General features: G+C 74.1%; 10 protein-coding genes. All 10 read left to right on the plus strand.

Annotation, left to right across the window (positions count from 1 at the left end; all coding sequences use genetic code 11):
* Positions 1 to 19: 19 nt before the first annotated feature.
* The 10 genes from pheS (at position 20) to tyrS (ending at position 12,286) form a co-directional block, all read left to right on the plus strand.
* A complete protein-coding gene (gene pheS / locus WMI84_RS05485; RefSeq protein ID WP_347351128.1) occupies positions 20 to 1,129 on the plus strand; it encodes a phenylalanine--tRNA ligase subunit alpha in 1,110 nt (369 codons plus the stop codon).
* Between the two features lie 3 nt (positions 1,130 to 1,132).
* Positions 1,133 to 3,691, plus strand: coding sequence for a phenylalanine--tRNA ligase subunit beta (gene pheT, locus WMI84_RS05490; protein WP_347351129.1), 2,559 nt, complete (start codon positions 1,133 to 1,135; stop codon positions 3,689 to 3,691).
* A 78-nt stretch (positions 3,692 to 3,769) separates the two neighbouring features.
* On the plus strand, positions 3,770 to 4,813 hold the full coding sequence (gene argC / locus WMI84_RS05495; RefSeq protein ID WP_347351131.1) for an N-acetyl-gamma-glutamyl-phosphate reductase: 1,044 nt from the start codon (positions 3,770 to 3,772) through the stop codon (positions 4,811 to 4,813).
* Positions 4,810 to 5,961, plus strand: coding sequence for a bifunctional glutamate N-acetyltransferase/amino-acid acetyltransferase ArgJ (argJ, locus tag WMI84_RS05500; RefSeq protein ID WP_347351132.1), 1,152 nt, complete (start codon positions 4,810 to 4,812; stop codon positions 5,959 to 5,961). Before argC ends, argJ begins: the two co-directional genes overlap by 4 nt.
* Positions 5,958 to 6,911 carry an acetylglutamate kinase gene (argB, locus tag WMI84_RS05505; protein ID WP_347351133.1) on the plus strand — a complete coding sequence of 318 codons (954 nt, stop codon included), beginning with the start codon at positions 5,958 to 5,960 and terminating at the stop codon, positions 6,909 to 6,911. Before argJ ends, argB begins: the two co-directional genes overlap by 4 nt.
* On the plus strand, positions 6,908 to 8,191 hold the full coding sequence (locus WMI84_RS05510; protein WP_347351134.1) for an acetylornithine transaminase: 1,284 nt from the start codon (positions 6,908 to 6,910) through the stop codon (positions 8,189 to 8,191). The genes argB and WMI84_RS05510 overlap by 4 nt, the downstream gene beginning before the upstream one ends.
* Complete coding sequence (gene argR, locus WMI84_RS05515) at positions 8,188 to 8,670, plus strand: arginine repressor (RefSeq protein ID WP_347351135.1); 483 nt, start codon at positions 8,188 to 8,190, stop codon at positions 8,668 to 8,670. The genes WMI84_RS05510 and argR overlap by 4 nt, the downstream gene beginning before the upstream one ends.
* A gap of 19 nt (positions 8,671 to 8,689) precedes the next feature.
* Positions 8,690 to 10,132: an argininosuccinate lyase gene (gene argH / locus WMI84_RS05520; RefSeq protein WP_347351137.1), complete on the plus strand. Its 1,443-nt coding sequence runs from the start codon at positions 8,690 to 8,692 to the stop codon at positions 10,130 to 10,132.
* 3 nt (positions 10,133 to 10,135) lie between these two features.
* Positions 10,136 to 10,801, plus strand: coding sequence for a DNA-3-methyladenine glycosylase (locus WMI84_RS05525; protein ID WP_347351139.1), 666 nt, complete (start codon positions 10,136 to 10,138; stop codon positions 10,799 to 10,801).
* A gap of 225 nt (positions 10,802 to 11,026) precedes the next feature.
* Positions 11,027 to 12,286: a tyrosine--tRNA ligase gene (tyrS, locus tag WMI84_RS05530; RefSeq protein ID WP_347351140.1), complete on the plus strand. Its 1,260-nt coding sequence runs from the start codon at positions 11,027 to 11,029 to the stop codon at positions 12,284 to 12,286.
* Positions 12,287 to 12,656 lie beyond the last annotated feature (370 nt).

Below are 12,656 nucleotides of genomic sequence, written 5' to 3' on the forward strand. Positions count from 1 at the left end.
GAGCAGCGACCCGCATCCCATGTCTGGACCGAACACGAACTACGACCCTGTCGAGGTCGCCGCGCTCGACCCGGCCGCCGTCGCGGCCGCGGTCGCCGACGCGCTCGCCGCCGTGGCCGCGGCGGCCTCCCTCGACGAGCTCAAGGCCGTCCGGCTCGCCCACCAGGGCGAGAAGAGCCCGCTCGCCCTGGCCAACCGCGAGATCGGCGCCCTGCCGCCCAGCGCCAGGGCCGAGGCCGGCAAACGCATGGGCCAGGCGCGTGGTCGCGTCGGCCAGGCCCTGGCCGTCCGGCAGCGCGAGCTCGAGGCCGAGCGGGACGAACGCATCCTCGTCGAGGAGCAGCTCGACGTCACCGTCCCGGCCCTGCGTCGGCCGCCGGGTGCCCGGCACCCGATCGAGCTGGTCGCCCAGCGCCTCGTCGACGCGTTCGTCGGGATGGGCTGGGAGGTCGCCGAGGGGCCCGAGCTCGAGGCCGAGTGGCTCAACTTCGACGCGCTCAACCTCGGCCCGGACCACCCGGCCCGGCAGATGCAGGACACCTTCTTCCTCGACCCGGTCGACTCGGGCCTGGTGCTGCGCACCCACACCTCGCCGGTCCAGATCCGCACCATGCTCGAGCAGGACCCGCCGATCTACGTCGTCGCGCCGGGCAAGGTCTTCCGCACCGACGACCTCGACGCGACGCACACGCCGGTGTTCCACCAGATCGAGTGCCTGGCCGTCGACCGGGGCCTGACCATGGCGCACCTGCGCGGGGCCATCGACGCCTTCGTGCAGATCATGTTCGGGGCCGGCACGCGCACGCGGGTGCGAGCGTCGTACTTCCCCTTCACCGAGCCGTCCATGGAGACCGACTTCGTGTGCTTCGCCTGCCACGGGACGGGTTCGACGAAGGGTGTCGCGCAGTGTCGTACCTGCGGCGGCTCCGGCTGGATCGAGCTGGGCGGCTCGGGCATGGTCCACCGCAAGGTGCTGCGGGCCTGCGGCGTGGACCCCGAGGTCTACTCGGGCTTCGCCTTCGGCCTGGGCATCGAGCGCGCCCTCATGCTGCGCCACGGCGTACAGGGGATGCACGAGATGGTCGAGGGCGACGTCCGCTTCTCCCGGCAGTTCGGCATGGAGGTCTGAGCAATGCGTATGCCGCTTGGCTGGCTCGCCGAGTACACCGACGTCCCCGACGGGGTGACCGGTGCGCAGGTCGCCGCCGCGCTCGTCTCCGTCGGCATCGAGGAGGAGGACCTGCACGGTGGCGACGTCACCGGCCCGATCGTCGTCGGGCGCGTCCTGCAGGTCGAGGAGCAGGTGCAGAAGAACGGCAGGACGATCCGCTACTGCGTGGTCGACGTCGGGCCGCACGGGCAGCTGCTCACCGAGGGCACGCACCAGCAGATCGTCTGCGGCGCGACCAACTTCGTGGTCGGCGACCTCGTCGTCGTCGTGCTGCCCGGCGCGGTCCTGCCCGGGGGCGTCGAGATCTCCGCCCGCAAGACCTACGGCCGGGTCTCCAACGGGATGATCTGCGCCGAGGACGAGCTCGGTCTCGGCGACGACCACGAGGGGATCATCGTCCTGTCGCGTCTGCTCGGCCCGGACGCCGCCGCCGACCTCGAGCCGGGTGACGACGCGATCGCCCTGCTCGGGCTCGCGGAGCAGACCATCGAGGCCAACGTCACGCCCGACCGGGGCTACTGCTTCTCGGTGCGCGGGCTGGCCCGCGAGTACTGGCACTCGCAGGGCAGCCCGGCCGGCGGCTACCGCGACCCGGCCCTCGTGCCGGTGCCCCCGCCCGACGGCTCCGGCTACCGGGTGGTGCTCGACGACACCGCGCCGCTCGACGGCGCCGTCGGCTGCGACCGGTACGTCGCCCGGACCGTCCGCGGCATCGACCCCACGCGGCCCTCCCCGCCGTGGCTGCGGCGCCGGCTGACCCAGATGGGGATGCGGCCGATCTCGCTGGCCGTGGACGTGACCAACTACGTCATGCTCGCGGTCGGCCAGCCGCTGCACGCCTTCGACGTCGACAAGCTGTCCGGCTCGATCGTCGTGCGCCGGGCCCGGGCGGGGGAGCGGCTGCGTACCCTCGACGACGTCGAGCGCGTGCTCGACCCCCAGGACCTGCTGGTCACCGACGGCGGCGAGCACCTGCTCGCGGTGGCCGGGGTCATGGGCGGAGCGTCGTCCGAGGTCGACGAGTCGACGACCGACGTGCTGATCGAGGCGGCCCACTTCGACCCGACGACGGTGGCCCGCTCGTCGCGTCGGCACAAGCTGGTCACCGAGGCCTCGAAGCGCTTCGAGCGCGGCGTCGACCCGCAGCTGGCGCCGGCCGCCGCGCAGCTGGCCGTCGACCTGCTGGTGCGCCACGGCGGGGGCACGGCCGACCCCGCCGCCACCGACGTCGATCACACGAGGCCGCCGGCGGCATACCTGCTGGATGTCACCGAGCCGGCCCGGATCGTCGGGGTCGACTACCCCCGGGACCGGGTGCTCGAGATCCTGCGGCATCTGGGCTGCGCGGTGGACGAGGCGGGCGCGGGCACCGACGATACCCATGTGCTGGTCACCCCGCCGTCCTGGCGCCCGGACCTGCTGGACGGGCCCGACTACGCCGAGGAGGTCGCCCGGATCGACGGCTACAACCGCATCCCGTCGCTCGTGCCGACCCCGTCGCAGGGGCACGGCCTGACCCACGGCCAGCACGTGCGCCGCGTGGTCGCCGCGGCACTGGCCGGGACGGGCGGCACCGAGGTGCTGACCTACCCGTTCGTGTCCGAGACCCTCGCGGACGAGCTCATGCTGCCCGCCGATGACGACCGGCGCCGGGCCGTGCGCCTGGCCAACCCGATCTCCGAGGAGCGTCCGCTGCTGCGCACGAGCATCCTGGCGAGCCTGCTGGACGCCTTGCGCCGCAACGTCGCCCGCGGCCACAGGGACGTCGCGCTCTACGAGCTGGGGCTCGTCTACCGCCCGCACGGGCGCCTCGGCAAGGCGCCCGTCCCGGGCGTCACCGCCCGCCCCGACCCCGACACACTGGCCGGCCTGTATGCCGCCGTCCCCGACCAGCCGCGCCACGCGGCGCTGCTCGCCTGCGGGCTCGCGGAGCACGCCGGGTGGTGGGGCCCCGGCCGCCCGGTCGACTGGAGCGACGCCGTCGCGGCGGTCGAGTCGGTGGCCGCCGCGCTGGCCGTGCCGGTCGTCGTGACCAACGACCCCGCCCACGCGCCGTGGCACCCCGGCCGGTGTGCCCGGGTCGCGCTCGCCGACGGGACCCTGGTCGGGCATGCCGGGGAGCTGCACCCCAAGGCGCTGGCCGCCCTCGACCTGCCGGCCCGCACGGTCGCCGCCGAGCTCGACCTGGACGTGCTGACCGCGGCGAGCGCGGACCCGGTCCAGGCCGCGCGGTTCTCGACCTTCCCGCCGGCGCTGACCGACGTCGCGCTGCTGGTCGACGCCGCGGTCCCGGCCGGCGAGGTCGCGGCGGCGCTGCGCCGCGGTGCCGGGCCGGACCTCGAGGTGGTGACCCTGTTCGACGTCTACGCGGGGGCGCAGGTCGGCTCGGGCCACAAGTCGCTGGCCTACCGGCTGACCTTCCGCGCGTTCGACCGCACCCTCACGACCGAGGAGGTCAACGGCTTCCGCGACGCCGCGGTCGCCGAGGCGGCGCGGGCGCTGGGCGCCGTCCAGCGCTGACCCGGCGCAGGGCCGCCTCCCGCGCTGCGGAGGAGACCGCCCTGCACGACTATGCATGAGCGTGTATAGTCATGCAGCGTGACCAGGGCAGCGGTAGCAGGCGCGAGCGGGTACGCCGGCGGCGAGATCCTCCGGCTCCTGCTCGCCCACCCGGAGGTGAAGGTCGGCGCGGTGACGGCGGGCAGTAACGCCGGTGAGCGGCTCGGCGCGATCCACCCGCACCTCGTGCCGCTCGCGGACCGCGTCCTGCAGGACACCACGCCCGTGGTCCTCGCCGGTCACGACGTCGTCTTCCTGGCCCTGCCGCACGGCCACTCGGCGGCGCTGGCCGAGCAGCTGCCGCCCGACGTGGTCGTCATCGACTGCGGCGCCGACTTCCGGCTCGGGTCGGCCGCCGCCTGGGCCCGGTTCTACGACACCCCACACGCCGGGTCCTGGCCGTACGGGATGCCCGAGCTGCCGCTCGCCGGGGGCGGCCGCCAGCGCGCCGCCCTGGTCGGGGCCCGGCGGGTCGCGGTCCCCGGCTGCTACCCGACCGGCATCTCGCTCGCGCTCGCGCCCGGCCTCGTCGCCGGCGTGATCGAGCCCGACGACGTCGTCGTCGTGGCGGCCTCCGGCACGTCGGGGGCCGGCAAGGGCCTCAAGCCCCACCTGCTCGGCAGCGAGGTGATGGGCTCGATGTCGCCCTACGGCGTCGGCGGCGGTCACCGGCACACGCCCGAGATCGAGCAGAACCTCTCGCGCGCCGCGGGCCGGCCGGTCACCGTCTCGTTCACCCCGACCCTCGCCCCGATGCCCCGCGGCATCCTGGCCACCTCGACCGCCCGGCTGACCCCGGGCACCGACCCCGCTGCGGTCCGGGCGGCCTGGGAGCAGGCCTACGCCGACGAGCCGTTCGTGCACGTCCTGCCCGAGGGCAGCTGGCCGCGCACCGCCGACGTGGTCGGCAGCAACCTCGTCCTGCTCCAGGTCGCCGTCGACGAGCACGCCGGCCGGGTGGTGGTCGCCTCGGCCGTGGACAACCTCACCAAGGGCACCGCCGGGGCCGCCGTCCAGTGCGCCAACCTCGCCCTCGGGCTCGACGAGACCGCCGGCCTGCCAGTGGCGGGGGTGGCGCCGTGACCGTCTCGCTCCCCAGCGGGTTCCGCGCCGCGGGCGTCACCGCCGGCCTGAAGGCCAGCGGCCGACCCGACCTCGCCCTGGTCGTCAACGACGGCCCCGACCACCATGCCGCGGCGGTGTTCACCAGCAACCGCGTGGAGGCGGCGCCCGTCACGTGGTCGCGCCAGGTCGTCACGGACGCCCGTGTCGACGCCGTCGTGCTCAACTCCGGCGGGGCCAACGCGTGCACCGGTCCGCAGGGCTTCGCCGACACCCACCACACGGCCGAGCGCGTGGCCGAGGTCCTCGGCATCTCGGCCGGCGACGTCGTGGTCTGCTCGACCGGCCTGATCGGCGAGCTGCTGCCGATGGACCGGCTGCTGGCCGGGGTCGACGCCGCGGCCGCGGCGCTGACGCCCGACGGGCACGAGGACGCGGCGATCGCGATCATGACCACCGACACGGTCCACAAGGTCGCCGCGCACGTGGGCGACGGCTGGAGCGTGGCCGGCATGGCCAAGGGGGCCGGCATGCTGGCGCCGTCCCTGGCCACCATGCTCGTCGTGCTGACCACCGACGCCGTGGTCGAGCCCGCCGATCTCGACGCGGCCCTGCGCGCCGCCACCGCGGCGACCTTCGACCGGGTCGACTCCGACGGCTGCATGTCCACCAACGACACGGTCGTCGTGCTCGCCTCCGGCGCGTCGGGGGTCGCCGTCGGCCGGGACGGGCTCGCCGCCGCCCTGACCGACGTGAGCGCCAGCCTGGCCCGGCAGCTGGTCGGCGACGCCGAGGGGGCCGCCCACGACATCGCCGTCGAGGTCCGCTCCGCCGCCTCGGTCGCCGACGCGCTCGAGGTCGCCCGGGCCGTCGCGCGCAACAACCTGTTCAAGTGCGCGATCTTCGGGGGCGACCCAAACTGGGGGCGGGTCCTGGCGGCGGTGGGCACCACGCGCGCGGCCTTCGACCCACAGGCGCTCGACGTGGCGATCAACGACGTCGAGGTATGCCGCTCGGGCGGGCTCGGTGCGGACCGCTCCCTCGTCGACCTGCGGGCCCGCGAGGTGCGCGTCGTGGTCGAGCTGCACGCGGGCGGGCAGACCGCGACGGTGTGGACCAACGACCTGACCCACGACTACGTCCACGAGAACTCGGCCTACAGCACATGACCCCGGCAGCGGCCCACCGGCTCAGGGGCCTGATCGACGCGGCCGCCGTCCGGGTGGCGGCCGGCAAGGCGGCCACCCTCGTCGAGGCGCTGCCCTGGCTCGAGCGGTTCCGCGGCTCGCTCGTGGTCGTCAAGTACGGCGGCAACGCGATGGTCGAGCAGCGGCTCAAGACGGCCTTCGCCCAGGACATCGCCTTCCTGCGCTACGCCGGGCTGCGGCCGGTCGTCGTGCACGGCGGCGGCCCCCAGATCAAGGCGATGCTGACCCGGCTGGGCATCGAGACCGAGTTCAAGGGCGGCCTGCGGGTCACCACCCCCGAGGTCATGGAGGTCGTCCGGATGGTCCTGACCGGCCAGGTCGGCCGGGAGCTGGTCGGGCTGCTCAACCAGCACGGGCCGATGGCCGTGGGCCTGTCCGGCGAGGACGCGGCGCTCTTCGGCGCTCGCCGTCGCGGCACCGTCGTCGACGGCGAGCTGGTCGACATCGGGCTGGTCGGCGACGTGGCGAGCGTCAACCCGTCGGCCGTCCTGGACCTGCTGGCCGCCGGCCGGGTCCCGGTGGTGTCGACCGTCGCCCCCGACCTCGACGTCGAGGGGCAGGTGCTGAACGTGAACGCCGACACCGCGGCGGCCGCCCTGGCCGTGGCGTTGCAGGCCGAGAAGCTCGTCGTGCTCACCGACGTCGAGGGCATCTACGCCGACTGGCCCGACCGCACCTCGCTGCTGTCGACCCTCGAGGTCACCGAGGCCAGGGGGCTGCTCGCCCGGGTGGACGAGGGAATGGTCCCCAAGCTCGAGGCGTGCATCCGCGCCGTCGAGGGCGGGGTGCCGCGGGCGCACGTCGTCGACGGGCGCACGCCGCACTCGATCCTGCTCGAGGTCTTCACCGACGAGGGGATCGGCACGATGGTGCTGCCCGACAAACCCGACCCAGCCGAGGATGACGAATGAGCGCCGAGCCCGACATCGCCGACCAGCACGAGGACCGCGGCCCGAGGCCGGGACCGGCAGCGCCGGGAGCACATGCCCCGGGGGGCACCGACGGGGACACCAGCAAGGGGGCCGGCCTGCTCGCCCGCTACGCGGCCGCGATGGTCCAGGTCTTCGGCACGCCCCAGATCGTCCTCGCGTCCGGGCAGGGCTGCTGGGTCACCGACGTGGACGGCAAGCGCTACCTCGACCTGCTCTCCGGCATCGCCGTCAGCGCCCTCGGCTACGGCCACCCCGCGCTCGTGCAGGCGATCGGCAAGCAGGCCGAGGCCGCGATCCACATCTCCAACTTCTTCACCTCCGAGCCGGCGATCCGGCTGGCCGAACGGCTCCTCGCGCTCGCGGCCGCACCTGCCGGGTCCGGGGTCTTCTTCGCCAACTCGGGCACCGAGGCCAACGAGGCCGCGATCAAGCTGACCCGCCGCACCGGCCGCAGCCGGATCATCGCCATGGAGGGCTCGTTCCACGGCCGGAGCACCGGGGCCCTCGCCCTGACCCACAAGGCCGCCTACCGCGAGCCGTTCGAGCCGCTGATCCCGGACGTGCACTTCGTGCCGCCGGGCGACGGCGCGGCGCTTCGTGCCGCGGTCGACGAGCGGACCGCCGCTGTCTTCGTCGAGCCGATCCAGGGCGAGGCGGGGATCCGCGAGGTCCCCGCCGACTACCTGCGGCTCGCCCGCGACCTGACCCGCCGGCACGGTGCGCTGCTGGTGGTCGACGAGATCCAGACCGGCATCGGGCGCACCGGCGAGTGGTTCGCGCACACCAGCGCCGGCATCCGGCCCGATGCGATGACCCTCGCCAAGGGGCTCGGCGGCGGCGTGCCGATCGGCGCGCTGCTCACCTACGGCCCGGAGGTGACCGGGCTGCTCACGGCCGGGCAGCACGGCACCACCTTCGGCGGCAACCCGCTGGCCTGTGCGGCCGCGCTCGCGGTCCTGGACACGATCGAGCGCGACCACCTGCTGGAGAACGCCACCCGGGTGGGCGCGCTGTTGGACGACGTGCGCCTGGACGGGGTGGCGTCCACGCGCGGACGCGGGCTGCTGCGCGCGATCGAGCTGAGCGGCATACCGGCTCCGGTCGTGATGGCACACGCCCGGGAGGCCGGGTTCATCGTCAACGCCGTCACCCCGACCGCGCTGCGTCTCGCCCCGCCGCTGATCCTCACGGCCGACGAGCTCGGGGGCTTCCTGACCGCGCTGCCGAGGATCCTCGAGCGCGCCCGGACCGGCCCGTGAGCCGCACCCAGCGCCAGCACCGCATCGCCGAGCTGCTCGACTCGCACGAGATCCGCAGCCAGGGCGAGCTGTCCGACCTGCTCGCCGCCGAGGGGATCGAGGTGACCCAGGCGACCCTCTCGCGCGACCTGGTCGAGATCGGTGCCGTCAAGGCCCGGCGCGGGCGGGCCCTCGTCTATGCGGTGCCCGGGGACGGCGGCGACATCCCGGCCACCGGCCGGCTCGACGGCACGAACCAGCGGCTGCGCCGGGTCTGCGACGAGCTGCTCGTGTCGGCCGTGTGCGCCCGCAACCTCGTCGTGCTGAAGACCCCGCCGGGCGCGGCGAACTACCTCGCCTCCACGATCGACCTCACCCGCGACCCCCAGGTCGTGGGCACCATCGCCGGCGACGACACGATCCTGCTCATCGCCGCGGACGACGCCGCCGGTCAGGACGTCACGGCCGCGCTGCTGGCCCTGCTCGAGCCGCGCGACTGAGGGCGGGCAGAATGCGACCATGACCGATGCGACCGACCCGACCGACCCGACCGGGCGGCTGAGCCTCTGGGGCGGCCGGTTCGCCGGCGGGCCCGACCAGGCCCTCGCCGCGCTCAGCAAGAGCACCCAGTTCGACTGGCGGCTGGCCCCGCACGACATCGCCGGCTCACGCGCGCACGCCCGGGTGCTGTATGCCGCCCACCTGCTCTCCGCGGACGAGCTGAGCGGGATGCTGGCGGGCCTGGACCGGCTCGACGCGGACGTCCGGTCCGGTGCCTTCGCCCCGGCGCAGGACGACGAGGACGTGCACACCGCACTCGAGCGTGGGCTCATCGAGCGGGTGGGGCCGGAGCTGGGCGGACGCATCCGCGCCGGACGGTCCCGAAACGACCAGGTGGCCACGCTGTTCCGCCGATTTCTGCGCGAGCACGCCCGCACGGTGGCCGCGCTCGTACTCGACGTGGTGGACGCGCTGGTACAGCAGGCCGATCGGCACCTCGGTGTCGCGATGCCGGGGCGCACCCACCTGCAGCACGCCCAGCCGGTGCTGCTCTCGCACCATCTGCTGGCCCACGCCTGGGCGCTGCTGCGCGACGTCGACCGCTTCCGCGACTGGGACGTGCGCACCGACGCCTCGCCCTACGGGTCGGGCGCCCTCGCGGGCTCGTCGCTCGGGCTGGACCCCGAGGCGGTCGCCCACGACCTCGGCTTCTCGCGGGCGGTGGAGAACTCCATCGACGGCACCGCATCGCGCGACTTCGTGGCGGAGTTCTCGTTCGTGTGCGCCATGACGGCGGTCGACATCTCGCGGATCGCGGAGGAGGTCGTGCTCTGGGCCACCAAGGAGTTCGGCTTCGTCACCCTCGACGACGCGTACTCGACCGGGTCCAGCATCATGCCCCAGAAGAAGAACCCCGACGTGGCCGAGCTCGCCCGCGGCAAGGCCGGCCGGCTCGTCGGCGACCTCGCCGGGCTGCTCACGACGCTCAAGGCCCTCCCGCTCGCCTACAACCGGGACCTGCAGGAGGACAAGGAGCCGGCCTTCGACGCGGTCGACACGCTCGAGGTGCTGCTGCCGGCGTTCTCCGGGATGGTGGCCACGCTGACGTTCGACACCGAGCGGCTCGAGTCCCTGGCCCCGCGCGGGTTCGCCCTCGCCACGGACATCGCCGAGTGGCTGGTCCGGGCGCACGTCCCGTTCCGGGTCGCCCACGAGCTGGCCGGGGAGTGCGTGCGCCGGTGCGAGGAGCGCGGCATCGAGCTGTGGGAGCTGACCGACGAGGACTTCGCCGCGGTGAGCGCGCAGCTGACCCCGGACGTGCGCTCCGTCCTGTCGGTAGCCGGTTCCCTGGCCTCGCGCGACGGCGTCGGCGGCACTGCGCCGGTCCGGGTCCGCGAGCAGCTGGCCGCCGCCGTGGACCGGCTGGCGGCGGCGCGTGCCTGGGCCGGCGGGGGCGCCTGAGGGATGGCTGACGCGGTCATCGTCGGCGAGGGCGCGCAGCGGCGGCTGCCGCGGGACTTCTTCGCCCGTCCGGTGCTCGAGGTGGCCCCCGAGCTGCTCGGGTGCCTGGTCAGCCATGCCGGTGTCACGGTGCGGCTCACCGAGGTCGAGGCCTATGCCGGGATGGTCGACCCCGGCTCGCACGCCTACCGCGGCCCGACCGCGCGCACCCGGGTGATGTTCGGGCCGGCCGGGTTCCTCTACGTCTACTTCACCTACGGCAACCACTGGTGCGTGAACCTCGTCTGCGGCCACGAGGGCACCGCCGAGGCGGTGCTGCTGCGCGGTGCCGAGGTCGTCGCGGGCTGTGAGCTGGCGCAGGAGCGGCGCGGCAAGGCTCGCGAACGGGACTGGTGCCGCGGGCCGGGCCGGCTCGGGCAGGCCCTGGCCCTGGGTCGGGACCAGACGGGGCGGGACTTCTGCCGGCCGGCGATCGGTGACCCGGTCGACTTCGTCGTCGGGTCGCCTGCCGAGCCGGTCGACCCCGGCCTGGTCCGGACCGGGCCCCGGGTGGGGATCAGCGGCCCCGGCGGCGACGCCGCGACCTACCCGTGGCGCTACTGGCTCGACGGCGAGCCGACGGTGTCGCCCTACCGGCCCGGCGTCGCACGCAAGCGGCGCCGCGGGTGAGCCCGGCAACGTCGGGACCCGCCCGCGGCGCGGACCCGGCCGGCGGCCTACCCCTTCGATGCCCCGCCCGGGTGCGCCCTTCGATCGCCCTGCCCGGCGGCATACCCTCGAGCCCGGTCGGAGGGCGCCCGGACGTCGACGGCGGAACGCATTCGTCGCGGCGGGGGGTCGTAGGGCAGGCTGTCCCCTGCGGGAGGACCCGCCCGAGAGAGAGGAACGACGACCGTGACGGACATCTTCGACGAGCTGCAGTGGCGCGGCCTGGTGGCGCAGACCACCGACGAGGCGGCGCTGCGCGAGGCACTCGCCAAGGGGCCGGTCACCGTCTACTGCGGCTTCGACCCCAGCGCCCCGTCGCTGCACTTCGGCAACTTCGTGCAGCTGTCCGTGCTGCGGCGCATGCAGGCTGCCGGGCACCGGGTCATCTGCCTCGTGGGCGGGTCGACCGGCCTGATCGGCGACCCCAAGCCCGACGCGGAGCGGGTACTGCAGGACAAGGACACGATCGCCCGGTCGGTCGCGCGCATCCAGTCCCTGGTCGGGCCCCTGCTCGACTTCGAGGGCGAGAACGCGGCCGTGCTGGTCAACAACCTCGACTGGACCGCGCCGCTGAGCGCGCTCGACTTCCTGCGTGACATCGGGCGGCACTTCCGGGTCAACCAGATGATCCGCAAGGAGGCCGTGGCCCGGCGGCTCGAGAGCGAGCAGGGCATCTCGTACACGGAGTTCAGCTACCAGATCCTGCAGGCGATGGACTACCTCGAGCTGTACCGGGCGAGGGGCTGCGTCCTGCAGATCGGCGGCAGCGACCAGTGGGGCAACATCACGGCCGGCGTCGACCTGGTCCACCGGGTCGAGGGGGCGACGGTGCACGCGCTCGCGACGCCGCTGCTCGTCGACTCGGAGGGACGCAAGTTCGGCAAGTCCGAGGGCAACGCCGTGTGGCTCTCGCCCGACATGACCACCCCGTACGCCTTCTACCAGTACTTCCTCAACGTCGAGGACGCCTCGGTCGTGGCGATGCTCCGCGCGCTGACCGACCGGACCCGCGACGAGATCGCCGATCTGGAGGAGCAGGTCCGTCAGGCACCGTTCCGGCGCACCGCCCAGCGCACCCTGGCCGCCGAGGTCACGACTCTCGTGCACGGCTCCGACGCGGCGCGGGCCGCGCAGTCGGCCAGCGAGGCGCTCTTCGGCACGGGCTCACTGGCCGATCTCGACGCGAGCACCCTACGGGACGCCACCGACGAGCTGGCCCAGGCGGAGGTCTCGGCCGGCACCTCCGTCGTGGAGGCACTCGTCGCGACCGGTCTGGTCGACTCGCGCAACGCCGCCCGCCGGGTCATCGCCGAGGGCGGTGCGTCGGTGAACAACGTGAAGGTCGCGGATGCCGAGGCCGTGCTCTGCGAGGACGACTTCCTCCACGGCGCGGTCGCCGTGCTCAAGCGAGGGCGTCGCAACCTGGCCGCCGCCCGTCGGGTCTGACCGTTGCCGACGGACCGTCCCCGCCGGCAGGCAGCTGGGTCCGTCCGGTCCTGGCGGACGCGATTTGGCGTTCGGCGCCGCGCCCGCTACTGTTCTCTAGGTCAGCCCGACAGGGAGGAACGGACGCCACTGCGGAGCGGGTGATCGCGACGCGAAGCAGGCCGGTCCCGGGGCTGGACACCCATCATCAGCGGCTCGAAGTCGTGACGATACGATGGGCTTCCCGCGAGAAGCAGGTGGTCGGACTCGGCCGCTCTCGAAGCGGCGCCGTGAGTTTGACCGCCATGGTGCGAGCGGGTAGGTTTGTGTGGTTGCTCTTGTTGGCTGGGTTGCCGTGTGGTGGTCTGGTTGGTGGGGGTGTCCGATTCTT

The sequence above is a fragment of the Intrasporangium sp. genome (genome assembly GCF_039812505.1).
In the GTDB taxonomy this organism is placed as follows: Bacteria; Actinomycetota; Actinomycetes; order Actinomycetales; family Dermatophilaceae; genus Intrasporangium_A.

What these genes read in the sequence shown, in the direction of transcription:
- pheS (WP_347351128.1), top strand. Translation starts at nt 20, where the DNA reads ATGTCTGGACCGAACACGAACTACGACCCTGTCGAGGTCGCCGCGCTC.
- pheT (WP_347351129.1), top strand. Translation starts at nt 1,133, where the DNA reads ATGCGTATGCCGCTTGGCTGGCTCGCCGAGTACACCGACGTCCCCGAC.
- argB (WP_347351133.1), top strand. Translation starts at nt 5,958, where the DNA reads ATGACCCCGGCAGCGGCCCACCGGCTCAGGGGCCTGATCGACGCGGCC.
- WMI84_RS05510 (WP_347351134.1), top strand. Translation starts at nt 6,908, where the DNA reads ATGAGCGCCGAGCCCGACATCGCCGACCAGCACGAGGACCGCGGCCCG.
- argH (WP_347351137.1), top strand. Translation starts at nt 8,690, where the DNA reads ATGACCGATGCGACCGACCCGACCGACCCGACCGGGCGGCTGAGCCTC.
- WMI84_RS05525 (WP_347351139.1), top strand. Translation starts at nt 10,136, where the DNA reads ATGGCTGACGCGGTCATCGTCGGCGAGGGCGCGCAGCGGCGGCTGCCG.